General features: G+C 41.2%; 23 protein-coding genes and 2 other annotated features. Of the genes, 11 read left to right on the forward strand and 12 right to left on the reverse strand.

The window, feature by feature from the left end; translation table 11 throughout:
• Positions 1–22: 22 nt before the first annotated feature.
• Positions 23–490 (reverse strand): YueI family protein, encoded by a 468-nt coding sequence (locus BN997_RS10800; protein WP_042532165.1) that lies wholly within the window; start codon positions 488–490, stop codon positions 23–25.
• 265 nt (positions 491–755) lie between these two features.
• Between BN997_RS10800 and BN997_RS10805 the strand changes: the two genes are divergently transcribed.
• Entirely contained in the window at positions 756–1697 is a 942-nt protein-coding gene (locus BN997_RS10805) for an MBL fold metallo-hydrolase (protein WP_042536010.1), read from the forward strand.
• A gap of 240 nt (positions 1698–1937) precedes the next feature.
• Here BN997_RS10805 and BN997_RS10810 read toward each other — a convergent pair whose 3' ends face one another.
• Positions 1938–2702, reverse strand: coding sequence for an exodeoxyribonuclease III (locus BN997_RS10810; protein WP_042532168.1), 765 nt, complete (start codon positions 2700–2702; stop codon positions 1938–1940).
• Positions 2703–3073: 371 nt separating this feature from the next.
• On the opposite strand from BN997_RS10810, the gene BN997_RS10815 reads away from it, so the two are divergent.
• Genes BN997_RS10815 through BN997_RS10830 form a run of 4 tightly spaced genes read left to right on the forward strand, consistent with a single transcriptional unit; the run spans position 3074 to position 6231 of the window.
• Positions 3074–3466 (forward strand): GntR family transcriptional regulator, encoded by a 393-nt coding sequence (locus BN997_RS10815; RefSeq protein WP_042532170.1) that lies wholly within the window; start codon positions 3074–3076, stop codon positions 3464–3466.
• Complete coding sequence (locus tag BN997_RS10820; RefSeq protein ID WP_042532172.1) at positions 3459–4148, forward strand: ATP-binding cassette domain-containing protein; 690 nt, start codon at positions 3459–3461, stop codon at positions 4146–4148. The genes BN997_RS10815 and BN997_RS10820 overlap by 8 nt, the downstream gene beginning before the upstream one ends.
• Positions 4145–4975 carry a hypothetical protein gene (locus tag BN997_RS10825; protein WP_042532174.1) on the forward strand — a complete coding sequence of 277 codons (831 nt, stop codon included), beginning with the start codon at positions 4145–4147 and terminating at the stop codon, positions 4973–4975. Before BN997_RS10820 ends, BN997_RS10825 begins: the two co-directional genes overlap by 4 nt.
• Positions 4976–4980: 5 nt before the next feature.
• Positions 4981–6231 carry a hypothetical protein gene (locus tag BN997_RS10830; RefSeq protein WP_042532176.1) on the forward strand — a complete coding sequence of 417 codons (1251 nt, stop codon included), beginning with the start codon at positions 4981–4983 and terminating at the stop codon, positions 6229–6231.
• Positions 6232–6660: 429 nt separating this feature from the next.
• On the opposite strand, the gene trpA is transcribed toward BN997_RS10830, so the two are convergent.
• The 8 genes from trpA to BN997_RS10870 form a co-directional block, all read right to left on the reverse strand.
• Positions 6661–7437, reverse strand: a complete 777-nt coding sequence (trpA, locus tag BN997_RS10835) for a tryptophan synthase subunit alpha (protein ID WP_042532178.1) — start codon at positions 7435–7437, stop codon at positions 6661–6663.
• A complete protein-coding gene (gene trpB, locus BN997_RS10840) occupies positions 7424–8635 on the reverse strand; it encodes a tryptophan synthase subunit beta (protein ID WP_042532180.1) in 1212 nt (403 codons plus the stop codon). The genes trpA and trpB overlap by 14 nt, the downstream gene beginning before the upstream one ends.
• Position 8636: 1 nt before the next feature.
• On the reverse strand, positions 8637–9257 hold the full coding sequence (locus BN997_RS10845; protein WP_042532181.1) for a phosphoribosylanthranilate isomerase: 621 nt from the start codon (positions 9255–9257) through the stop codon (positions 8637–8639).
• Position 9258: 1 nt separating this feature from the next.
• Positions 9259–10050 (reverse strand): indole-3-glycerol phosphate synthase TrpC, encoded by a 792-nt coding sequence (trpC, locus tag BN997_RS10850; RefSeq protein WP_042532183.1) that lies wholly within the window; start codon positions 10048–10050, stop codon positions 9259–9261.
• Positions 10051–11076 carry an anthranilate phosphoribosyltransferase gene (trpD, locus tag BN997_RS10855; protein ID WP_042532185.1) on the reverse strand — a complete coding sequence of 342 codons (1026 nt, stop codon included), beginning with the start codon at positions 11074–11076 and terminating at the stop codon, positions 10051–10053. It lies immediately after the preceding gene.
• Positions 11073–11669 carry an anthranilate synthase component II gene (locus tag BN997_RS10860; RefSeq protein ID WP_042532187.1) on the reverse strand — a complete coding sequence of 199 codons (597 nt, stop codon included), beginning with the start codon at positions 11667–11669 and terminating at the stop codon, positions 11073–11075. The genes trpD and BN997_RS10860 overlap by 4 nt, the downstream gene beginning before the upstream one ends.
• Positions 11653–13053, reverse strand: a complete 1401-nt coding sequence (gene trpE, locus BN997_RS10865) for an anthranilate synthase component I (RefSeq protein WP_042532188.1) — start codon at positions 13051–13053, stop codon at positions 11653–11655. The genes BN997_RS10860 and trpE overlap by 17 nt, the downstream gene beginning before the upstream one ends.
• Positions 13054–13278: 225 nt before the next feature.
• Positions 13279–13536: a binding site (T-box leader), on the reverse strand.
• 42 nt (positions 13537–13578) lie between these two features.
• Positions 13579–13816: a binding site (T-box leader), on the reverse strand.
• Between the two features lie 82 nt (positions 13817–13898).
• Positions 13899–14450 carry a nitroreductase family protein gene (locus BN997_RS10870; RefSeq protein WP_042532190.1) on the reverse strand — a complete coding sequence of 184 codons (552 nt, stop codon included), beginning with the start codon at positions 14448–14450 and terminating at the stop codon, positions 13899–13901.
• Positions 14451–15489: 1039 nt separating this feature from the next.
• Here BN997_RS10870 and BN997_RS10875 point away from each other — a divergent pair.
• Genes BN997_RS10875 through BN997_RS10900 form a run of 6 tightly spaced genes read left to right on the forward strand, consistent with a single transcriptional unit; the run spans position 15490 to position 22673 of the window.
• Positions 15490–16863 carry an NAD(P)-dependent oxidoreductase gene (locus BN997_RS10875; protein WP_042532192.1) on the forward strand — a complete coding sequence of 458 codons (1374 nt, stop codon included), beginning with the start codon at positions 15490–15492 and terminating at the stop codon, positions 16861–16863.
• Positions 16864–16891: 28 nt separating this feature from the next.
• Positions 16892–18160, forward strand: coding sequence for an NAD-dependent dihydropyrimidine dehydrogenase subunit PreA (gene preA / locus BN997_RS10880; protein WP_042532194.1), 1269 nt, complete (start codon positions 16892–16894; stop codon positions 18158–18160).
• A gap of 36 nt (positions 18161–18196) precedes the next feature.
• Complete coding sequence (gene hydA / locus BN997_RS10885) at positions 18197–19618, forward strand: dihydropyrimidinase (protein ID WP_042532196.1); 1422 nt, start codon at positions 18197–18199, stop codon at positions 19616–19618.
• A 48-nt stretch (positions 19619–19666) separates the two neighbouring features.
• Complete coding sequence (locus BN997_RS10890) at positions 19667–21169, forward strand: NCS1 family transporter (RefSeq protein ID WP_244882368.1); 1503 nt, start codon at positions 19667–19669, stop codon at positions 21167–21169.
• 32 nt (positions 21170–21201) lie between these two features.
• Complete coding sequence (locus BN997_RS10895; RefSeq protein ID WP_042532200.1) at positions 21202–21420, forward strand: hypothetical protein; 219 nt, start codon at positions 21202–21204, stop codon at positions 21418–21420.
• A gap of 17 nt (positions 21421–21437) precedes the next feature.
• Positions 21438–22673 carry a Zn-dependent hydrolase gene (locus tag BN997_RS10900; RefSeq protein WP_042532202.1) on the forward strand — a complete coding sequence of 412 codons (1236 nt, stop codon included), beginning with the start codon at positions 21438–21440 and terminating at the stop codon, positions 22671–22673.
• Between the two features lie 567 nt (positions 22674–23240).
• Here the strand turns inward: BN997_RS10900 and BN997_RS10905 are convergent.
• Positions 23241–23714 (reverse strand): hypothetical protein, encoded by a 474-nt coding sequence (locus BN997_RS10905; RefSeq protein WP_244882369.1) that lies wholly within the window; start codon positions 23712–23714, stop codon positions 23241–23243.
• 17 nt (positions 23715–23731) lie between these two features.
• Positions 23732–25357: a sodium/proline symporter gene (locus tag BN997_RS10910; protein ID WP_042532207.1), complete on the reverse strand. Its 1626-nt coding sequence runs from the start codon at positions 25355–25357 to the stop codon at positions 23732–23734.
• Positions 25358–25389: the final 32 nt, after the last annotated feature.

The raw sequence follows: 25389 nt of genomic DNA on the forward strand, positions 1-25389 counted from the left end.
AAATGGGAGAAACAACTGCAGATTAGTGGAAAAAATTTTTAAGCTTCGATACGATTCCTTTTGACGGATTGCTGTTTTTTTCTTCTTCATCTTCTTTTTCTTTGGGAGCTGGTTTTTCCTCAATATCTTTAAGGGAAATTTGGTCTATATCTACAGCATAAGGATAGGTGAGCACTAAACCGATCTCTGTATCATTCTCCTGGTTGCTTACCGTAGTATGTGGAATAGAAAAGCGGTCAGCGAGTGCTTTTTCTTCTTTTAAAAATGAATATGAAATATTTCCGTTCAATAAGATTTTTGCCTTCGGATGCTGTTTTAATTGGCGCTCTAATTCAGCGAGCCCTTTATTAGACATCACCTCTCCAATGGTTAAAACAAAGGCAACGCGTTCACGAAAGGTGCCAAGATACATTTTCCGTTCACTTTCATTGGGCAGACGCGTTCCATACATTCCTTCTTGAAGGTAATCATCTACATTCTTTTTGCTCATTCGATTTCATCCTTTTAATCTATTTTCAATTTGCTGTGCGGTTTGCATCAGCAATTATTACATAATCATTATTCTCCATCTAATGTACCCTATTGTTGGATATCAAGCAAAGAAAATCATTCCTATTTCCTATTTTCTTAAGAGGGTGGATTGGAAAGTAAAAATGAAATATCTGATAAAATCATACGGAGACGTATATTTAAATGTTAAAATAAGAGTATAGTGTGTTTCAATTATTTTGTGGAAGTGAGGGATTATTATGCAGTTGCACTCTAGAAAAACGATGAAGCTTCATCATGGGATTTCACTTATCGATGGTTTTGATTTTGGTGTAAGCGGCAGAACAGGAGCTTATGTCATGGAAGCAGATGAACTTACGATTATTGAGACGGGACCGAGTCCTTCTGTACCGTATATTAAAAAAGGACTAGAAGAATTAGGATATACTTTTGCGGATGTAAAACATATTATTGTTACACATGTTCATTTAGATCACGCTGGCGGCGCAGGACGTTTATTATCGCTTTGTCCGAATGCGCTTTTATACGTTCATCCAAAGGGGAAGAGACATCTTGTTGATCCTAAAAAGCTGGCTGCTGGAGCACGCGCAATTTACGGCGAGCGTTTTTCCGAATTATATGATCCCATTATTCCTGCTGATGAGGAAAGGGTGGTGGAGAAAACAGAAGGAGATACGCTGCAGCTTGAGGAAGGCCGCATCTTAGAATTCTGGGATACACCAGGCCACGCCAGACATCATCTGGGAATCTATGATCCTATAAGTAATGGGATGTTTACTGGGGATACGGCCGGAATTCAATATGAACAACTATTTCCGCATGGGTTGAACTTCTTTTTACCATCTACATCTCCCAATCACTTTGATCCGGAGGCAATGAGGCATTCTTTACAAAGGTTCCGTGAGAAACAATTAGATTATATCTTTTTTGGACATTTTGGAGGAACAGATTTAGTAGAAGAAGCTCTCGAGCAGGCAGAAGCATGGCTGGATATCTTTGTGAGAGAAGGGGAAGCTGCAGTTGCAGAAGGACAAAGCTATGATGAAATTGCCGACCGATTGTTGAAATATGTACAAACCGAGCTTCGTGAGCAGGGGATTGCTGATGACCATGAGGTTTATCAGATGATTAATGTTGATTTACAATTAAGTGCCCTTGGGATGGTAGATTATTTTCAGAAACAATAAACGGGAAGCGGATGCTTCCATATTTATATAATATTCCTTGAATGATAAAAACGAAAAGGAAGCACAAGCTGGTTCCTTTTCGTTTTTCAGGAAAGAGAGGTAGGGTGAGAATGCGAAAAAAACTGCGTATCATTACTGTTTTTTTGTTTGGTCTAATCATTGGACTATTTTTAATACCAGAAATATTTCAGACGTTCGACATTTCCTTTTTCTCCTTTTTTGATTAAACATGGATTGGGTTTATCTGCTGTTAAGATTTATTTCCAGACTCACTGGGCAATGGTCGCTGCCAAGTGTATAACGGTGAATCTCCATGTTTTCCAGATATTTTTCTAATGGACTGGAAACAATCACATAATCAATACGCCAGCCGATGTTTCTTTCACGAATTGTTTTCATATAAGACCACCACGTGAAAATATCATCGCGTTCAGGATAGAAGAAGCGTAAGGTATCTGTAAAACCATTGGCCAGAATCCGTGTCATTTTATCCCGTTCCTCTTGCGTAAATCCTGAATTGCCATGGTTTGTTTTATCATTTTTTAAATCGATTTCCTGATGGGCTACGTTTAAATCTCCGCAATAAATAACGGCTTTTTTCGAATCAAGCTCCTGCAAATAATCAAACATCTTATCTTCCCATTCCAAACGCTCTTCCAGCCGGGTTAAATCTCGCTTTGAGTTCGGCGTATAGACATTGACGAGGTAAAAGTCAGGGTATTCTAATGTGATTATTCTTCCTTCAGGCTCTATCTCGCCTTCTTGAAACCCGTAAGAAACATGAAGCGGCTCATGCTTGGTAAAAATTGCTGTTCCTGAATAACCTTTTCTTTCCGCGTAATTCCAATATTGATAATATCCTTCTAAATCCAACTCAATTTGCCCTGCCTGCAGCTTTGTTTCCTGTAAACAGAAAAAATCTGCATCTATATCATGAAAGAAATCCAAGAACCCTTTACGAACGCAGGCCCGGATTCCATTGACGTTCCATGTAACTAACTTCATTTTGAAAATCTTCCTTCCTGTTAACATCATTCTGATAGCCATTCTACCATATTTGTCTGAAAAAGGGATTGCTTTTGTATGGAGAGAACCGGCTGTTTCACGATGGGTGTTGAAGCGTCGAACAAAATAACACCGAGTATACTTTTATATATTTCCTTTGCTGATGTCAGGTAAATATGAAAAATATCTCTTTTTAAGAAAGAGTCCAGTTTGAAATAAAGAAATACAATCCACCATACATAAAAAATTTAAATTTAACAAAGAAAAGAGTTGTCTTTCTTCTGTATTATGCATATAATACACTTACAAGATGTACTAGTGTATTAATACAGTATACACGAAAGCATGACAAGAATGAGGTGAGAAATTGGATGGATATCCGATTTGATAAACGTGAAGCTGTGTATATTCAAGTGATCAGGTATTTCAAAGAACAGATTGCAATTGGAGAATTAAAGTCTGGTCAGGAAATTCCTTCACGCAGAGAATTAGCACAGCGATTAAAAATAAACCCGAATACTGTGCAGCGAGCTTATAAGGAAATGGAGGAGGAAGGCTTGATATATACGGATGGAAATAAACCAAGTATGATTACAAAGGAAACGGGCCGCATAAAAGAAATTCGTGAAAGTTTAATTGACGAAGCAATTGATCAATTTGTAGATCGTATCACCTCTTTGCAAATTCCAAAAGAACAGGTTTTTGACCTTGTCCAGTCAAAATTAAATGAGCTTGGCAGGGAGGATGAAGAGAAGCATGATTAAATTGACCAATATAGAGAAAAGGTATGGAAGAAAAAAGATACTAAATGGAGTTACTTTTGAGGCAGATAAAGGCCAGATTACCTGTTTAATTGGAATCAACGGTGCGGGGAAAACGACTATTCTTCAATCGATTATGGGACTGACTCCTTACCAAAAAGGCGAGATTACCATTGATGGGGAGAAGCTGTCTCCAAAGATGCTGGAGAAAATAACATATATCCCAGATACAATGACGCTTTTGCCTAAAATGCGGATTAAGGATGCTTTTCAATTTATGGATGATTTCTATCAAAATTGGAATGGGGAGCGGGCAAAAGAGATTTTAGAATTTTTTAAGCTGAAAGAGGATGAACGTATTTCCCAATTATCAAAAGGGAATACAGCGAAAGTGAATCTATTGATGGGATTGGCGATGGAGGCAGATTATATTCTAATGGATGAACCTTTCTCTGGTATCGATATCTTCAGCAGAGAACAGATTGCCGATGTGTTTTCCAGTCATCTGGTAGAAGACCGCGGTGTTATCATCACAACACATGAAATCAGTGATATCGAGCATTTAATTGATAAGGCAGTCTTACTGGCTGATGGAGCGGTGAAAAAAGAATTTATGACGGAGCAGGTAAGAGAAGAAGAGGGTAAATCTGTTATCGATGTGATGAGGGAGGTATATCAGGGATGAAGCTTTTTGGAAAACTGGTAAACTTTGAATTTAGACGGTTTTTACCGATTTATATTATGCTGCTTGCAGCTGTGTTTTTGCTGCAGGCTGCCGGGGTGCTGTATTATGCATTTATGGTGAAATCGGAAATTACCGAGAGTGTCATGAAGCTTGGAATACCTAAAGAGCAATTTCTTCAAGATAATGGCTATGTATCGATAGGGAATATATTGTCGAGTTTTCTGTTTACACTGCCTATTGTCATCGCTGCAGTGACGATATTTATTTATGTTTTATTTATCTGGTATCGGGATTGGCTGGGCAAGAACACGTTTATTTACCGCCTGCTGATGCTTCCGGTGAAACGTATTCAGTTGTTCTTTTCCAAATTGGCGGCGATTCTGATTTTCGTTTTTGGTCTGATTGCTTATCAAGTAGCTGTCCTCCCGGCGTTACAGGTGATATTAAAGCTGATTATTCCGGTTGATTACCGGTTGGATTTAACGATTCAAGGGATGATTAGAAGCTTTTATTATTTAAAATTCCTGCTTCCGGAGAAATTTATTGATTTTGTGATTAATTACGGTTTTGGAACAGCTTTTGTCATTATATTATTTACCATGATTTTGATTGAACGCAGCTACCGTTTTAAAGGTGTATTTATGGCGGTTTTTTATGGGATAGGGGCTCTGATTCTGGTCTTTTCTCCATATATTTTGCAGATAATCGTAAAAGGATATTTTTATGAGACGGAGCTTTTATGGATGCAATTTGCTATAGCAATTATCCTCTCCGCAGTATCGGTTTTCTTTAGTAATCATTTGTTAAATAGAAAGATAAGGGTGTGATAGAGATGGATCATTTAAAACGCTATTCGATTATATATATTGCATTCCTTTTCATTTCGGTTATCCTTATCAGTTTTTATGTAATGGATGAAGAAACGCTTGATTTTAAATGGAAAACCGTATCTGGAGATGAAGCGGTTATGAAGGATGTTACGATACTTGGAGATGGGCAAAGTAGTCCCGGCATGGCTTCGTATTACAGTGTGGTGTCAGAACCTTTTCAGTTATCTGTGGATGAATCTAAGCGGATAGATCAATCAAGGGAATCATATTATGGCTGGTATTATTCTGACTTACAAATAGAAAAATATGTGAAAGAGTATAAAAGCTTTATGCGCGGGAAAAACCAATGGAGTGAGAATTTCGCGGAAACAGATAATCAGCTTATTTATGTAGATGGAAATGAAAACAACTGGGATATGAATGAACAGAATCATATTGGCGTAGAAATACTTGATAAAGAAACAGAAAACGTCAGCTCATTCGAACTGGCTGTCGAGGATCAGCAAATCTATGGTGTAAGCTCGATAACTGCTGATAATCATAATAAGTTATACGTCCAATTATATATGGAAGGACAGTATGATGAAATAACAGATGTGTATACGGATGAAAATGGGATTCTTGTGATAGATTTAAATAATCAAACCATAGAGGATATAAGGTTTCCACAAAGGGACATGGAGTCTAAAGAAGGAATAGAACCCTCTTTAACCTATCAGGACAGCGGTCTGATCAATGGAGAAATGCATTATCTCTATACGTATGATGAATATAAAGTCGATCAGAATGGTGTTTACGTAGGGGATTCTCCGCTTAAATATGAACTGCGTTTATACAATGTAGAGCAAGACAGTTTCCAATCCATTGATCTTCAGGAAGCAAACTTTTATGGGGGAGATTTTTTTAGAATTTATGATGGTACTGTTTATGCAGGGATGCTCCAAGGGGAAAATTACTCGTTAACAAAGTTCGATGAGAATTTAGAAGAACAAGAAACCGTTTTTGAAGAAAATGTGTTTGATGCGGAAATGGAAATAGGGCAAGAAGAGGTATATCCATTAACAGATGTTCATAATGGTTATTTCTATGTTGTATTTCCTGCTTATTCTACACTGACAGTGGCGGATATTTCCATCAATGTATTTGATTTGGAAACAGGGGAAAATGTGTATCAGGGCATCATTCAAGCAGCGGAATCTATGAAACAATATCAGTATTTTGATTTGTATCAGATGGAATTTGAGGATAAGTAAAGATAAAAATACAGAATAGAGGGTATCTTCTATTCTGTATTTTTATTAAGTAGGAGAGTCATATTTTTTAGCAAAAAGACTGCAACTGCCGCCATCTTGGTTCCAGTCATTATTGAATTAGATCAGCTTGTACTTCATTTATCTAAAAAAACAGGAGCTGTATGTGGCGTACAGCTCCCTCAAGGCATGGGTTGTTGTGATGGTTTGAATCAATGACAACGTTGTCTAGATTCTAATATAGTTTATGCTATAAAGAAATGGTTGTCTCGACACTTATATCAATGCAAACATACATTTATTGCAATGGAGCAGTCAAAAACCGCCCGATTTGATTGTTTGCTCCATCATGGAGAGAGAAAACGTCGATAAAGATCCAGATTCACTTGATCACGTAGAAGCCCCAAAACACCTGATAAATAAAGTTTCATTTTATCGTACGGTTTCGCCGATCAATTCTTTGATTTCCGTTTGCTTTCCTTCCGCAAATAAGTGGACGATTTTACTACCGACAATGACACCGTCACAATAAGCGGCTAACGATTTTGCCTGTTCTGGATTAGAAATGCCAAATCCGGCTAAGACGGGAACGCTGCTTAAAGCGGTTAGTTTCTTCAAGTAGTCCAATGTATTTTTATCATGCTGCTGACGCTCTCCGGTTGTTCCGTTCACGGAAACAGCATATAGAAAACCTTCTGAGTCCTGTGCAATTTTCTCCAGACGCTCATCCGGGCTGGTCATCGCAGCTAAACGGATAAAGGCAATGGATTGATTAGATAGCGCAGCTGCAATATCTTCTTCCTCTTCCATTGGAATATCTGGAATAATAATTCCATCTACCCCCGCAGTATCACAGTGTTTGGCGAATTGCTCGTAGCCGTAGTTCCAAATAGGATTAATATAGGTCATCAAAATAATTGGAATGTTTCGTGATTCTTTTTGTTTTCTGACCTCATCAAGAACCAGCTTTAGCGTGGTTCCTTCCTGTAATGCACGCAGTCCGGCATCCTGAATTACAGGACCATCAGCTACTGGGTCAGAAAAAGGAATACCTAATTCAATTGCAGACGCACCGCATTCTTCCAGGAATTGAATGCGTTCATTGATTTGGTTGATTCCTCCGTCACCAGCCATCATATAAGGAATGAACAGAGGCTTTCCTGTTGCTTTTAATTCATTTAATGTATTTTCTAGTTTATGCTTCCCCATCGGAATTCTCCTCCAGCTTTGCTTTGACTTGTTCTACATCTTTGTCTCCGCGTCCGGACAGACAGATAACTAACGATTGCTCCGAAGACATTTCTTTTGCAAGCTTACATGCATAGGCAACAGCATGTGCGCTCTCCAGAGCAGGAATAATTCCTTCTAATTTTGCAAGCAGCTGAAAGGCTTCCAATGCTTCCTCATCTGTAATGGAAGGGTAGTTTACCCGGCCAGTATCATGCAAGTGGCTGTGCTCCGGTCCAATACCTGGATAGTCTAATCCGGCAGAGATAGAGGCAGCTTCTTGAATTTGGCCTGCTTCATCCTGCAATAAATAAGTAAACGTGCCATGCAGCATGCCTGGAGAACCGCCTGTCAGGGTAGCTGCGTGCTCATTGGTAGTAACGCCTTTTCCTGCAGCTTCGACACCATACAAAGCAACTTCCTTATCATCGACAAAAGGATAGAACATCCCCATGGCGTTGCTGCCGCCGCCAACGCAAGCTACGACTGCGTCTGGAAGCTTTCCTTGTTTCTCAAGGCTTTGCTGTTTTGTTTCTGCGCCGATCACTGATTGAAAGTCTCGTACAATACGAGGGAAAGGGTGCGGGCCTACTACAGAGCCGATAATATAATGAGTGTCGTGGACATTATTCACCCAATAGCGCAATGCTTCATTCACTGCATCCTTTAAGGTTGCACTGCCTTGAGAGACTCCGACCACTTTTGCACCTAACAGCTCCATACGAAAAACGTTAAGCTTCTGTCGCTTGATATCTTCTGCGCCCATAAAAACGATGCACTCTAAACCAAGCAGAGAACAGACAGTTGCTGTAGCTACGCCATGCTGTCCGGCTCCGGTTTCAGCGACGACTTTCTTTTTGCCCATTCGTAAAGTCAGAAGCGCCTGGCCAATCGTGTTATTAATTTTATGTGCTCCAGTATGGTTAAGATCTTCCCGCTTCAGATAGATTTTTGGGCCGCCTAGATGCTTGCTTAATTGTTCTGCTTCATATAGCGGAGTTGTTCTGCCAATGTATTCTGTCAGATAATTATTTAATTCCTCCTGAAAAGAAGGGTCATTTTTTGCTGCTTCATAAGCTTCTTCAAGCTCTAAGACAGCTGGCATAAGTAATTCCGGCACATATCTGCCGCCGAATTTACCGTATTTTCCTGATTTGTCTGGGAACGTATATGATTGCATGTTATCGATTCCTTTCTACAGTTGTTCGTTTTGCTTCCTGAATAAAAGCTTTTATTTTATCTGGGTCTTTCCTTCCATCCGTTTCCACGCCGCTGGAAACATCCACGGCAATCGGTTTTACCTGCTGAATGGCTTCCGCGACATTTTCCGGTGTCAGTCCGCCAGCTAAAATGAGCCGTTCAGAAAACGTATTTCCTTTTAATGTCGACCAGTTAAATGTAACCCCGTTTCCTCCATGTGCATGGGGCAGGGGAGGACTATCCATCAGCAGGTAAGCAGCATCATATTGCGCTGCTTGTTTAACACCTTCTTCTGTGCCAGGAAGTGATTTAATAACAGGAAAGGTAAAGCTGCTGACAGCTTCAGGAGATTCTTCTCCATGCAGCTGTATAAAATCGAGTCCCGTCTCCCGAGCAATTTTTTCTATTTCCTGCTTATCTTTGTTGACGAAAACACCGACACTTTTTACGTGTTCCGGCAATGCTGCGATAATGTTGGCTGCTTGTTCCACGGATACTTCCCGTTTGCTTTTGGCAAAAACAAAGCCTAAAAAATCTGCTCCGGCCTCGACAGCTGCTTCTGCTGTCTCCGGAGATGTGATTCCACAGATTTTGACAAGCATATCAGGAAGCTCCTTTCGTGGAAGAGAGGGGCACCTGCAAGGCCTGCATGTCTGCTTCCACTTGATTGGAGCGCATTAATGTTTCCCCGACCAAAATCGTATTAGCCCCGGCATCTCTTGCCAGTTCGGCATCCTCTTTCGTACGCATCCCGCTTTCAGAGATAATGGTAAGCTCTCCTTTATCGATTTGCTGAACAAGCTCCGCCGTTGTTTGTAAATCGACTTCAAAGGTTTTTAAATTACGGTTGTTGATTCCGATAATTTTCGGATTCACTGTCAGGGCGTCCTTTAATTCATCCGCATTATGCACCTCGCAGAGCACTTCCAGCCCTTGCTCTGTTGCATAGTTGTAAAGACGCTGGAATCGTTCGAGCGGCAGAGCAGCAAGAATTAATAAGATAATGGAAGCTCCTGCATTTTTCGCATCGTCAATTTGTATTTCATCAATCATAAAATCCTTACAGAGAACAGGGACGGAGACCGCTTCACTTACTGCTTTGAGATCATCTAATGAACCGTGAAAAAAACTTTCATCGGTTAAAACAGAAATAGCAGCCGCCCCAGACTGTTCATATTGCTTTGCCTGTTTCAGTATATCGACGTCCATTTGAATCGCCCCTTTGGAAGGGGAAGCCCGTTTGATTTCAGCAATAATTGATATATGATCAGCTGCTTGAACATTTTGATGGAGAGAGTAAATTGGATTTTTTCGCGTATGCTTTCCGGCTGCTTGTAATTTACGTTCCGCAACCTCCTGCTTTTTCTTATCAATAATTTTTTCTAAAAACGTCATTTATACCACCTCTTGTTTTGCTTCCTGGCTATAGTCGACCAATGTATCTAATTTTGCTTTGGCATTTCCAGAGAATACGCTGTGTCTGGCAATTTCCATCCCATCCTTCACGGAATCGACACGCCCGATGGCGAATAAAGCAATCGCTGTATTAAATAGAACGGTATCCAGATAAGCTCCAGGTTCTCCATTTAATACAGAGAGCAAAATTTCTGCATTCCGTTTTGCATCGTCGCCTTCAATCTCTTGGTTGGTATAGACGGAAAGACCGACCTCTTCCGGATGGATGCTGCCTGCTTTTAATTCATTATTCTCCAGTAAAATATAGTTGTTTTCCCCCTGCAGAGAGGCTTCATCCATTCCACCCGCTCCATGAATAACTAACGCACGCTTCCGGCCGAGCGTTTGCAGAGATTTTGCTACAATCGGCAAGGCATCATTTGAATACACGCCAACCAGCTGAGAATGCAAAGCAACCGGATTGGTTAACGGGCCGACCAAATTAAAAATGGTTGGCGTCCGAAGCTTCTGACGTACACCGGCAATCTGCTTCAATGTAGGATGAACATGCTGGGCGAATAAAAAGGCGATTTGATTTTCCTGCAGCATATATTTCATTTGCGACTTGGTTAAATCAAGCGAAACACCAAGCTCTTCTAATACATCAGCACTTCCAGTCTGGCTGGAGATTCGACGGTTTCCGTGCTTTGCAACTGTAACGCCGGCGCCGGCTAAGACAAATGCTGCACAGGTGCTGATATTGAAGCTGTTTGATCTGTCTCCTCCTGTTCCGCAGTTGTCCATTGCGGGAAGCTCCAACTCAAATTGAAAAGGAGAATTGGTATGGATTACTTCTGCTAAGCCGGCCAGTTCTTCTGCTGTCGGCTGCTTCATTTTTAAAGCTACTAAAATAGCGGAAAGCTCTGTATCGGAAACTTCCTCCTGGAAACAAGCATTAAATAATGCCTTTGTTTCTTCAAATGATAAGTCTGTTCCTTCAAGTAATTGATTAAAATGCGGTTTCATTGGGGTACCTCCTCCTTTTGATTCGTCAATTTCTCAACAAAGTGAGAAATAATCTGTTTTCCATCCAGTGTTCCAATCGATTCCGGATGGAATTGCAGTCCGTAAACAGGATATGTCTGATGGGTCACGCCCATAATTTCATCATCATCTAAAGCTGTTGCAGTGATACGCAGTTCGGATGGTACCGCGATATGCTCCGCTGCAAGAGAGTGGTATCGCATGACTTCAACCGGGTTGCTGAGCCCTTGGAACAGCCCGGAGTCATCATGGTGAATCAGCGATGTTTTTCCGTGCTTAATGGTAGATGCCTGAATAACTCTGCCGCCGAGCGCTTCCATGATTACTTGATGCCCTAAGCAGATTCCCAGTATCGGCAGTTTTTTATAAAAAGCCTGCACAATCTGGATGCAATTTCCGGCGTCCTTTGGAGAACCCGGTCCAGGCGAGATAATAATGGCTTTTGGTTCTAATTTTTCAATGGTTTTGACAGTCACTTCATCATTGCGAATCACTTCAACATGTACACCGCATTCGGAAACATATTGGTACAGGTTATATGTGAAAGAATCATAATTATCAATTAATAGAATCAAGTTCAGGCACCTCCATAAATGATCTTCCTTTGTTAATGGTTTCCATATATTCATTGAATGGAACGGAATCATATACAAGACCGGCTCCAGATTGAAAATAAGCTTTGTAGTTCTTGATAACAATCGAGCGGATAGCGAGTGCAATATGCACATCATGTTCAAAGTTGATAAAACCGATTCCGCCGGCATAAGGACCGCGCTTTACGGTTTCCAGTTCATTAATGATTTGCATTGCCCTGATTTTCGGTGCGCCCGATACGGTTCCGGCTGGCAGACAGGAGATAAGTGCGTCAATTCCTGAATAATCCTGGCGCAAGGTTCCGGTTACTTCGGAAACAATATGCATTACATGCTGGTAACGCTCAATCGTCATATAAACGGGAATCTCAATACTGCCGACTTCACAGACACGGCCTAGATCATTTCTGCTTAAGTCGACTAACATCCGGTGTTCTGCCCGTTCTTTTTCATCGGCAAGCAGTTCCTCTGCGAGTGCCTGATCCTCCAACTCGTTCTGTCCGCGTTTTCTTGTTCCGGCAATCGGATTGGTGACAACGTGGCTACCCTTGGTTTCTATCAAGCTTTCTGGAGAAGCCCCGAGCACGGTATAATCTTGAAAATCAATGTAAAACATGTAGGGGGAGGCATTATGTCTCCTTAATTGTTCGTAAAAAGAAAGACCAAACTCTCTCTCATTTTCCACCTCTCTTGAAAAACGCTGGGATAAAACAACCTGAAAAATTTCCCCTTTTTGCAAATAATCCTTTGCAATCTGCACGTTCTCTTCAAATTTCTGCTGATCCATTTCCGGTATAAAAGCATATGTCTGCGGAACAGGAAGTTCGGTTCTTCTTGCCTGATCAACATACTGTTTCAGCCTTTGAATACGCTGTTCGCGATTTTCTTCTGTTCCGCTGTTCCGGTCTATCGCAACAAAGTGCAGTTTGTTTTCCTCGTGGTCAAAAATAATTGTATCTTCAAAAAGCATGAAATGAATATCCGGCATATTCCGGTCATCAAATGGTGCTGGACCGATATCTTCAAAAGCCTGAATCGTATCATAGCCAATATAACCAATCGCTCCGCCATAGAAGGGAAGGGAAAGAGATAAATCAAGCGTCGGCATCGTTTCTTGTAAGAAATGCAATGCGTGCTGATGAACAACCAGCGGTTCTACATGGGAAGCACTGATTAGCGTTGTTTCTTTTCCACGCCCAATGATTTCTTGATAAGGATGAAGGCCGATAAAGGAATAGCGTCCTTTTTCTTCGTGTGGAAAGCTGCTTTCCAACAGATATTTTTTTGCTTTTGGCAAGCTTTGAAAAACCTGAATAGGGATTAATCCATCGATGGAATACGTTTGATGCGTTACCTGTGCCGTCATGATTTCTCTCTCCTTTATAGTTGAAAATTCTGTAAATCATATTTTATATAAGTTGAAATGAAGATTTTACCATCTAGCATTCGCTCCGGAAAACCACTGCGCTTTCCCATAGGAGTCTCCGTGTTTTTCCTCCGCTAGTGACAGAGTTTAATCGTGAAATAAATAATTTATTAATTTAACTTCTATAGAAATAAAAAAGTCCTCTATAAACACAGTTATGTGCTTATAGAGGACGATAGGGCCGCGGTGCCACCTCTGTTAGAAAGATTCATCTTTCCATCTTTATCAGGTACAGGAAACCTCCGATACCCTATCCGTATAACGTCGGAAATACGTTTTTTCCTACTCCATTTGCCAGCGGACATTTTTCGGAAAAACACTCTGAAGTCCATTCAATAATTCCTGCATACTGATATTCCACCAAGTAATCAGTTCTCTGTTATGCATGAAAAATTATTTACTACTCTTCATCATCGTTTGTAATATATTGTCTCATGAAAATCAAAAAGGTCCCTCATCCATATATAAAAGGACGAGGGACCGTGGTACCACCTTTATTAGCTGACGTGCAGCTCACTCTAAAAGAAGATTATTATCTTCTAAGTTTCCATAACGAGAAACCATTCCGCCAAAGCCTACTCCGATACTGTTTCGGTTTGGAGCTCCGAAGCCCATTCATCACAAGGATACTCGCTGATTCACAGCAGCCATCAGCTCTCTTTAGAGTTCACCTGTAATTACTCTTCTTCATCAACGCCACTTCATTTAATTGATTGAAATCTATACTAAACGAAAGGACAGGAGGTTGTCAATAGATTTATAGAAAAAAATGAAATTATCTGATTTTACTCCCCTTCAAATACTTCAAATTTATCGGCCAACGGGATACGCTCTTTCTCTTCGGGCGCTTCGTCAAAGTAACCCATATGAATAAAACCGGCAATTTTTTCATTTTCCTTCACACCGAGAATTTCTTTTACTTTTTCATCATAGATATGTGGGTTTGTTTTCCAGACAATACCTAGTTTTTCTTCCCATGCCAGCAGCCAAAAATTCTGGATCATTGCGGAAACAGCACCAAAATTCTCATCCCATTGTTTGGGGATATCGGAGGTTTCCATGATGACGACTAAAATAGCATTTGGCTCGTTCAGATAATTTTCGCGATTTTCCTGTCTTTCTTCAGGATATGTAGATGCAATTTTTTTGGCAAAGCTGGGAAGGTGATCCTTGTCAACGAACAGAAAGCGCCAAGGCTGTCTCATTCCATGGGTAGGAGCCCAGATAGATTCCTCTAATAATTGCATAACTGTTTCTTTGGTCACTTTTTTATTATTATATCCTGTTTTGACAGCACGGCGTTCCCGAATTAATCTTGCAAGTTCTGTTCTACTCATGAAATAAACTCCTATACAATTTAATTGATAATTATTATCAATTAAATTGTACCGAATTTATAAAATTTTTGCAAATAAATTTTTAACCGTGTGTTTAAAGAACCGCCAGTATTTCTAAAAATAATTACAGTTCGCCTAAAAATAATAACGACTATTTTACCATTTGTCCAATGAATTGGAATATTGTAAATTTTATAATATTAAATAGGTGTTTAAAATTCAGCAGATATATGTTTTACTCATTTTTATTTTACCTCACACTATCTTTGCCCTCTATAAAATCGGCGCGAATTCTAATAACTCGACTTTCATACCTAAAAATAAGCATATATATCTTGCTATTCCAGGGGGAACGTGTTCTCCATTATCATGCTTGCATTTTGGTGAAATATCCGGCCTTTTTGAAATTGGTGATGGTGCATAGCTCCGCTCCGGCCAACCACTCCGCTTTCCATGGGGACGGCTTCAGCTAACATGAAAAGAAACCCGCTTTTCAAGTGGATCTTCAGCTCGCCCTGTTCCTATAGGAGTCTGCGTGGTTGGCCTGCGCTCTGATAGGGTTCTACAGCGAATGAAAGAAATAAGATTTTAATGAGCTGAATGAAATAGCAGCTTTCGTCTGAACAATCCAATCATGACAGGATGGATATGAAATACAGGGAATCGCTTCGAAGCACAGAAAGTAATCTTGGTCGAACATTTTACCATACAGCATGAAAAATATGTTCTATCTGATTAAACTTCTGTTTGGTGAGTTGTTTTTTCACGTATAGAATACCCTACTAGCGGAGGCGGACCGGTGCTTTACACTTCGCCTTCTATATCTTTGTCAAGGGGGTTATCGAAGGAACAGTCAACTCCTGTTTCTATAGAAATGACGTTACTTTTTAGGTGCGAAAGTTGAGTTAATAATTAGTTTTTAGAAAAACCCCAGCTTTTGTTGAAATGGTAATTTACTGAGAGCTTGCCACATAAGTATATAATAACTTTCTATTTTAATTAATCTTTTTTGAAATGTATTTTAAAGGAGGTTTGTTTCTTGAGTGATTTATTAAAGAATTTTATATCTGGTGAGGTGCTTACAGCGAATTTTGAGGAAACGAAACCAAGCTTTAATTCCCAAGAGGCATTGGATGAAGCAAATCGCTGCTTATATTGTTATGATGCGCCTTGTATTACTGCATGTCCGACAGGGATTGATATTCCGGGATTTATTAAAAAAATTGCTTCTGGGAACTTGAAGGGCTCTGCAACAACAATTATGGATTCCAATCCGGTTGGAGCTAGCTGCGCCCGAGTCTGCCCGACAGAAGAATTATGTGAAGGAGCTTGTGTCCTGAATGACGCTACGAAGCCCATTCCTATTGGGGATTTGCAGCGATTTGCGACAGATTGGGCAATTAAAAATGAAGCGGTTCTCTTTCAAGCTGGCAAAAAGAATGGAAAAACAGTCGCTGTCGTTGGAAGCGGTCCTGCTGGCTTATCAACAGCCCGCGAATTAGCCCGGCTAGGCTATACAGTAACTATTTTTGAAGCAAAAAGGGAAGCGGGAGGGTTAGATACATTTGGAATTGTTCCCTTTCGTTTGCCTAAGGATATCTCCTTCTGGGAAGTAGAGCAAGTGAGAAATTTAGGTGTAGAAATACGAACGAATACGGAAATTGGCAAGGATATTTTTCCGGCGGATCTTATTGATCAATATGATGCGGTGGTGCTTGCTGTTGGAATGTCCAAAGTTCCAATGCTTGGAATAGAAGGGGAAGAATTAGAGGGGAACTTCGATGCCATTGATTTAGTGGAAAAATCAAAAAATGGGAATTATCCAGAGGATTTTATCGGAAAGCGTGTTGCGGTCATCGGGGCAGGAAATACAGCGATTGATGGAGCTACGACATCAGTCAGACTTGGCGCGGATAACGTAAAGATACTTTACCGCAGAACGGAAGCGGAAATGACTGCTTATGATTTTGAATATGAGTTTGCCAAACAGGAGGGCGTGGAATTTAGATGGCTTACCAATCCGAAACGTCTTATCGGTGATGAAAATGGTCATGTAACACAAATGGAGTGCGTACAAATGGAATTACAAGAGACTGAGAAGGATGGAAGGCCTCGGCCAGTGGAAATTGAAGGATCTGAATTCTTAATGGATATTGATATCGTAGTGAAGGCTATCGGACAAACGAGGCATCAGGGAATCATTGAGGCCTTTGGTCTGGAGCATAGTGGAGGCGTTGTGAAGGTTGATCCGGAAACGTTTATAACGTCTCATCCCAAAGTATATGCTGCAGGAGATGTGATTTTTGGAAAAGGAATTGGAGAAGCAATGGTGGTGACGGCTGCCCAGCAGGGAAAGGATACAGCGCTGGCGGTCCATGAGCGTTTCAAGCAATCTGTAACAGAAAGATCTTAAAAGATATTTCAAGATTAGGAGGATGAAAATGGCTGATATAAGTATTGATTTCGCTGGAATCAAATCACCTAATCCGTACTGGCTGGCATCTGCGCCCCCGACCAATACCGGGTATCAAGTACAGCGTGCCTTTGAAGCTGGGTGGGGAGGAGCAGTATGGAAAACATTGGGTGAGCCTATATTAAATGTCACCTCCCGCTTTGGTGCAAGTCACTTTAACGGGCAGCGGGTTGCCGGTTTTAACAATATAGAGCTGATTTCCGATCGTCCATTGGAGGAAAACTTAAAGGAAATCTATGAAACGAAAAAGTTATATCCAGACCGGGTAATTATTGCTTCTTTAATGGTAGAACCCGAGCGGGAAAAATGGCATGAAATTGTAAAGAGAGTGCAGGATGTTGGAGTGGATGGGTTTGAATTAAATCTTGGCTGTCCTCATGGGATGTCTGAAAGAGGGATGGGTGCAGCTGTTGGTCAGCATCCGGATCTGGTAGAAAGAACTACGATGTATGCCAAAGAAGCGGCAGAGGTTCCGGTTATCACGAAGCTCACGCCAAATATTACGGACATAACAGCAACCGCAAAAGCTGCTGCTCGGGGCGGGGCAGATGCCATCAGCTTAATTAATACAATCAATAGTTTGATAGGGGTAGATTTAGATACTTGGAACACGGTTCCAAATGTGAATGGAAAAGGAGCGCATGGCGGGTATTGCGGACCGGCAGTGAAGCCGATTGCCTTAAATATGGTCGGAGAATGCGCAAGAAATCCGGAAGTTAATATTCCGATATCCGGAATTGGCGGGATTTCTACGTGGCAGGATACCGTGGAATTTATGCTGATGGGAGCCGGCGGTGTGCAAGTATGTACCGCAGCAATGCATCATGGATTTCGGATTATTGAGGATTTAACAGAGGGGCTGGAAAATTATTTAGATGAAAAAGGGATAGATGCTTTAAGCGACATCATCGGAAAATCTGTGGAAAAGTACACAGACTGGAGCAATCTGGATTTAAATCATAAAGTGGTGGCCCGTATTAACAATGATGTCTGCATTAATTGTAATAAATGCCATATTGCCTGTGAAGATACGTCTCATCAGTGTATCGACATGCTTACAGATAAAGATGGAAATGCTATTTTACGTGTAAGAGAGGAGGACTGTGTCGGGTGTAATCTATGTTCGATTGTTTGTCCGGTAGAGGGAGCAATCGACATGATTGATTTGACACCAACGGAACCGCCGATGTCCTGGAATGACCGCCAGGCAGCAATTCATATGCTTGAGAAACGCTAATTGCGAGACTTTAGATTTTTACTGGAGGAATCGAAAATGAAAAAAATTATTAAAAATGGAACGATTGTTACAGCAGCAGACATATATCAAGCGGATGTGTTGATTGAAGATGAAAAAGTGAAAGCGATTGGACAGGATTTAAGTGATGTGTATGCAGAAGTTATTGATGCAACAGGACTTTACGTTTTTCCTGGAGGCATTGATCCGCATACGCACATGGAAATGCCATTTGGCGGTACGGTAACAAAAGATGATTATGAAAGTGGAACCATTGCTGCTGCGCATGGCGGGACAACAACAATCATTGACTTTTGCTTAACAGAGAAGGGAAAAACATTAAAAAATGCTCTGGAAATTTGGCATGCCAAATCAGAAGGCAGGGCAGTAATCGACTATGGATTTCATTTACAAATCGTGGAAGCAAACGAACAGATTTTACAGGAGATTCCTGCGGTTATTGAAGAGGAGGGAGTTACTTCCTTTAAAGTATTTATGGCTTATAAAAATGTTTTGCAAGCAGATGATGAAACACTTTTTCAAACCTTAGTAACTGCTAGAGACCACGGTGGATTAGTAATGGTGCATGCTGAGAATGGGGACGTAATTGAACATTTAACGCAAGAAACATTAAAAGCAGGGAATACCGATCCAATCTATCATGCGTTGACCCGCCCGCCAGAACTGGAGGGGGAAGCCACGGGCCGGGCAGCAAAACTGACTGCGCTGGCTGATTCCCAATTATATGTTGTGCATGTCACCTGTAAAGAAGCAGTAGAGCAAATTGCGGAAGCTAGAAGTAAGGGATTCTCTGTTTATGGGGAAACCTGTCCGCAATATTTGGTGCTGGACCAAACCTATTTGGAAAAGCCTGATTTTGAAGGAGCAAAATATGTGTGGTCTCCGCCATTACGTGATAAATCCAATCAGGAAGTGCTGTGGAATGCTCTGAAAAGCGGGGAGCTGCAAACGATAGGCTCCGACCATTGTGCATTTGACTTTGATGGACAAAAGGATTTAGGAAAAGGTGACTTTACCAAGATTCCAAATGGCGGACCATTCGTTGAGGACCGCTTTAGTATTCTATTTTCGGAAGGTGTGAAAAAAGGACGTATTTCCATGAATCAATTTGTAGACATGGTGTCAACGCAGGCAGCGAAACTGTTTGGTTTATTTCCGCAAAAGGGAACGATTGCTCCCGGCACAGATGCAGATATCGTGTTATTCGATCCAAATGTGGAGCGTACGATATCCGCAAGTACACATCATTCCGCCGTTGATTATAGCGCTTTAGAGGGAATGAAGGTAACTGGGCAGCCTGTTACCGTTTTATCGCGCGGGGAGTATGTCATTAAGGATAAAGAGTTGGTTGCTAAACCAGGAGCAGGCAAATTCTTAAAACGAGCTAAATTTGATTCTGCACATACGAACAAGCAGGAAACAGCATCTAATAGAAGTTAATACAAACAATCCATAGCTGCTTGCGGAATGTGAGGGATAAGCGGCTTTTTGGATTCATCAAAGAGGAGAGAGGCGATTGCATTGCAGGGAAAGGATAAAAGTAATTCCTACTTAAAGTCTCCAGATTTACTTCCGGTGAAGCATGGTGAGCGAAAGATTGGGGTAATGGGATTTTTTGCGATGTGGATAGGAATGGCCATCCTGCTGGCAACTTTTGATATTGGTGCTTCAGGCATCCAGGGTATATCGCTGCCATGGGTGGTTTTAGCTACGTTGATTGGATGTATAGCAATTGGAGCGTTTATTACCATTATTGGTGATATCGGTGTAGAGCATGGTATTTCCTTCCCGGTTTATATGAGGGCGCCGTTTGGAACGGTAGGGACGCATATTCCTTCTTTAACGAGAGCAGTCACGGCATCATTTTGGTTCGGGATTAACACCTATTTCGGTGCAACAGCGATTAATGCGATACTGCATACGATGTTTGCCGGGTTTGATAATTGGCTGTTATGTTACCTTGTTTTTGCGCTTGTTCAGCTTATCAATACTGCTTCCGGCATCAAATGGGTAGAACGCTTTGCAGATGTAGCTGCACCAATCATTATTGTCATGTCTTTAATTATTTACCAAACGCTAAATGCGGATATTCAGGCACAAGGGGCAGATGTCTGGGCCTGGGTAGCAAGTCCAGTAACCGGGGGAGCTGCATTCACGGCGTTTATGGTGGTTCTTTTTGCTAATATGGGATTCTGGGCAACATTGGGCTGCGATATCCCGACCATCTCCCGCCATTTCAAAGCTCCTAAGTATGAAAGAAATTGGTTTAAACGGAATAAAACAACCTTAATCGGCAGTCTCGTCGCTCTTCCTCTAACAGAAGCCTTTATGATTATGATTGGTGCCGCAGCATTTATTGTTGCGGGGACCTCGAATCCAGTTACAGCACTGCAAGATACCGCATCTGGTTGGATGCTTGCAATGTTACTTTTTATGATAGTTTTGACACAGTGGTCCACGAACACAGCTGCAAATGTATTACCTGCCGCTGCTGTTTTCTCTAATGTCTTAGGTCCAAAAGTTTCCCATGCAGTTGCTGTTTTTGTTGCTGGTATTGTCGGCACGGTCATCCAGCCTTGGAGTGTCTATGAAATACTCACGCAGGTTCTTTTGATTATTGGCGCCGTCTTATCCTCAGTCAGCGGTATCCTGTTTGCAGATTACTATTTGCTCCGAAAACGAAGAGTGAATGTTCCTGACTTATATAAGAATAGGGGCCAATATCGCTTTCATGGCGGCGTAAACATTGTTGGCTTTATTTCCTGGGCCATTGGCGGCGCTGTTGCTTTAATCTTTATGAATTATTCGTTTATTGTCGGCTTTATAGTTGCTGCAGCAGTTTACTATGTGCTGACGAAATATTGGTACTTCCACAAATTCCCGCAAGCAGAGATTACGGATCCGGATGATGACAAATATTTGGGAATTACCGTCGGCAGGGATTGGTCGTTAGATGAGGATGCAGAAAAGGATGAAACAGCCGCCAAATAACAGAATGATTTAGAGGGCGAGGAGGTTATTCATTGTCAAGTTATCAAGAATTTTTACAGGAAAAACAGCTTGTTGATGCGTGGATGAAAAATAATTATAAAATTACTTCCGTGGTCGGAACATTGGACGGAGATATGGTCGAATTGGAAAAAGAGGGTGTGGCAGAGAAGCAGTCCATCCTGCTTGAGAATGCTGACAGCAGAAAATATATCACGACATTACTAATCAAACATCAGCTGCAAGAACAATAAATGCGGGAGGAGATATAGTGGAAAAACAAAAAATAGCCATTCATGGGGAGAGGCTAAAACAAACCATTGAAGATTTTGCAGATTTCGGGAGAACTGAAAATAATGGTGTAACCCGATTGGCATTATCCGAAACGGATATAAAAGTGAGAAACCATTTTAAAATGGTTTGTGAAGAGCTGGGCCTGACTGTGAAATGGGACGATATGGGAAACATGTATGCAACGCTGGAGGGGAGAGAAAATGATAAGCCACCGGTCGTAATCGGATCTCATTTAGATTCCGTGGAAAAAGGCGGCAGGTTTGACGGTGTATTAGGTGTTTTAACTGGGCTTGAGGTAGTAAGAACCTTGGTCGAAAGTAATATCAGACCACGGATTCCAGTGGTTGTGGCGAATATTACAAATGAAGAAGGTGCAAGATTTGAACCTTCATTAATGTCTTCAGGAGTCATGTCTGGGAAGTTTGATAAGGGTAACATGCTCCGGTCGGTCGATAAAAACGGGATAACCTTTGCAGAAGCTTTAAAAGAAAGCGGATATGAAGGAAGGAAAGAAAACCGCTTAACAGAGGCAGAAGCTTTTTTAGAGCTGCATATTGAACAAGGTCCAGTATTAGAAAATGAATCCATTGATATCGGTGTTGTGGAGTGTGTGGTGGGGATGTGCTGCTATGAAATTGAGGTAATTGGTGATTCTGATCACGCAGGAACTACGCCCATGTCCATGAGAAAAGACAGCTTATTTGCTTCCAATAATCTGATTAATGAAATACGGGAGAAAATGAGTAAACTGGATAATAATCTCGTTTACACGATTGGCCGAATGAATGTGAGCCCGAATATCCATACAGTTATCCCGAATAAAGTAATTTTCACGCTGGAGGCACGGCATAAAGAAGCGGCTGTAATCAGCCAAGTGGAAGAAATCATTCAAGGGTTAGCGGAAACGGAGGCCAAAGAAAAATGTGATGTCACAGTAAAGAAGCTTTGGGACCGTGATACCGTATGGTTTAATAACAAATTAGTGGACGCTTTAGAGAAGTCCTGTAAATCTCTGAACTGCTCCTATAAACGGATGGCAAGCGGTGCAGGGCATGATGCACAATTTATTGCGACCTATCTGCCGGCTGCCATGATTTTTGTACCAAGCGTTAACGGAAAAAGCCATGCCGAAGATGAATTGACTGCATGGGAAGATTGTGAGCGAGGGGTAAACGTGGTTTTGCAGACTGTTTTGGATTTAACAATGAATTAGATAGTAACAAAAACAGGTAAAGGAAAAAAACCTTTACCTGTTTTTGTTAAAGAATAAGAAAGCATAAAAAAATGCTGAATATAGCCGCTCCAAAGGGTTTCGCGGGGTGAGTAATCTTAGGCCCCAGAAATACACTCCGCTTTCCGTGGGCTCCGAGCTCATCTCCTTTAAAGAAGACTTGCTGATTGGCAAGCCGGCAGGCGCAGACAGAAGCATAGCCGCACTTATGCCCCGTGGGTAGAAAAAAGAAGAACACTTTTTCCTGCGGGGTCTTCCCACTGGGGCTGGGACTGCGATTACTCGTCCCATCAAAACCATCGCTAGAATTTGCATTATTTCTTTGTGAAAAAGCAAATAAAACATAATTCCACTTAGATGGGAGCTCCGGGAAGTCGACTCCTGCGGGAAAAGCAACAGGTAGACCTGAGCAGGAAGCGGTATTCTTCCGAGGAGGCTGAAGCGTTGCACGCAGAAAGCGACTCCCCGGAGTGGACATCTGCTCGGCGAGGATACCGGTGATTTAAAGACCAAGCGGTATCCTTGTTTTTTCTTTATTACCATTTATTTTTACAAGGGATGAAATTGTCCGGACACCCCATCAACAATGAAATCCGACGATTCAGCTCTTTCATTCCAAACCACCCAGTAAGGACGATAAAATCTTTGTTGCTGTTCTCTCTTTAGTTCTGGAAATGATATCATTCTCATTTTTAAAGATAAAGACCGATAGATGAATGATTCAGAAATGGAAGTGCAATCCTCCAAGGAGTACATTTCGGGCATCTGCTGCTCTTTTGAAATTTCAATCGCTTTCCATTTCGGCTTATAATCAATGAGCGATCCCTTGCCGCTAATCGAATCAATGGCACATCCTACTTTTTCATTTAAGGGGAGGAAAAGGCGTTTAGCTTTTACGTTATAACAAAAATAATAATAAGGATAGTAGACGATACGTTCTGCAATAAAATTAGCATGAGGGTGTAACCTCTTAAAACTTGATTCAATTTGTTCTTTATTAAATTCGACAGATTGTGTTAACACGTTAGCACCCAAGCTATCTACCCCTCTAACCTTAAACTGATTTCAGGTTCTATTTCGATATCTTTATCCCTTTTTCTCTCAACGGCATTTGTATTATCCTGATTTTGGATAAATTTAGAAATATTACGTGCTTCCGGTGCAAGGTCTTCAAAAATCCCTTTTTCCAGATTTTTTGGAATCTCTTTACTTTGCTTGGCTAAATCATATGCCTCCAGAATAGGATCGGAAGGAGGAGTGCCAAATTGATTCCCAATAAACATTGCAATGAGAGAAGCAATTAAGCCGGCTAAAAATGGATGTAATCCGCTTGCATTTTGTAAGGCGAACAGCTCCCAAACAATGTTTATTATGGAGCCGCTGATCATGGCACAAAGGATTCCTATTTTGTTAGCTTTTCTTGCATAGACGGAAGCGATAAAAGGAACAAGGAATGTATTTCCCAGTACACCAAAGGCAAACACAACAAGAGCAAATACGGTTGGAGGTTCATAAGTTGCAACAATAATGCCGATAATGCCCCCAAATAAAATGCATAGTCTGGATACCAAAAGCAACTGTTTATGGCTGGCTTTTTTATTGATAAAACGATGATAAACATCACGCGAAAGTGTCGTACCTGCTTGCATCAGCAGGGAATCACAGGTGGACATAATTGCCGCCATGATGGCTGAAAGTAAAACAGCAGCCAATATCCCTGGGAAGAATATATATACGAGTTCTGGAATAACCATTTCGGGATCCGATACAACAGGCATAATTACAATAGCTGATAAACCTAAAATATACGGTGTAAATGTGAACAACTGATTAAAGGCAGCAGACCAAATAATTGCATTTTTTGTTGTATTTGCATTTTGCATCGACATATGTCTTACCGTGACATGTGGAAGCCCCATGTAGCCAATGGCATAGATAAGTACAGCTCCTATAATCACTCCCCACTGGCCATAATAAATCAAGTCTTTCCCCCAAATACTTAAATAAGTAGGGTCAATCGCCGCCAATTGTTCATTCAGGCCTGACAGGCCGCCAACCTTTGGCAAGACCATAATACCAATAGCCGTGACTCCAATCAGCATAATAATTCCCTGAATGAAACCACTAACGGCCACAGCAAGATAGCCGCCAGCCACAGTATAAATCACAATAACCCCTACACCAAGAATAAGTGCCCACTCATACGGAAATCCTGACATTGCCGATAATGCTTTACCGGCAGCAATAAACTGGGCGAATGCATAAGCGAAAAGAAATATGATTGCGATAATTGCGCCGTAAACGCGTATTCCAAAGCTTTCAAAACGTTTCTCCAAGTATTCGATTGGTGAGAGTGCTCCGAGAAGCTGAGATAATCGTCTCATCCGTTTCCCCAGTACAGATAAATTGACAATAGATCCGCCAGCATCTCCAATGGCATACCATAATGCATGCCAGCCCTCTTGAAAGGCTTGCGCAGGTCCGCCCATAAACATAAAACCGCTCATAGATGTGCTCTGCATACTTATTGCAGTGACAGGAGCTCCGATTTTTCGGTTGCCTAATAAATAATGATCAGCAGATGCAGAAGCACTCCTGGTAAAATATAAACCAATCCCAAGCATTCCCAACAGATAGGTGAAAAAAATGATAATATCCAAATTCATTTCATAACCAGTCCCTTCTGTTAACGTCTTAT

It is taken from the genome of Oceanobacillus oncorhynchi (assembly GCF_000821065.1).
In the GTDB taxonomy this organism is placed as follows: Bacteria; Bacillota; Bacilli; order Bacillales; family Amphibacillaceae; genus Oceanobacillus; species Oceanobacillus oncorhynchi.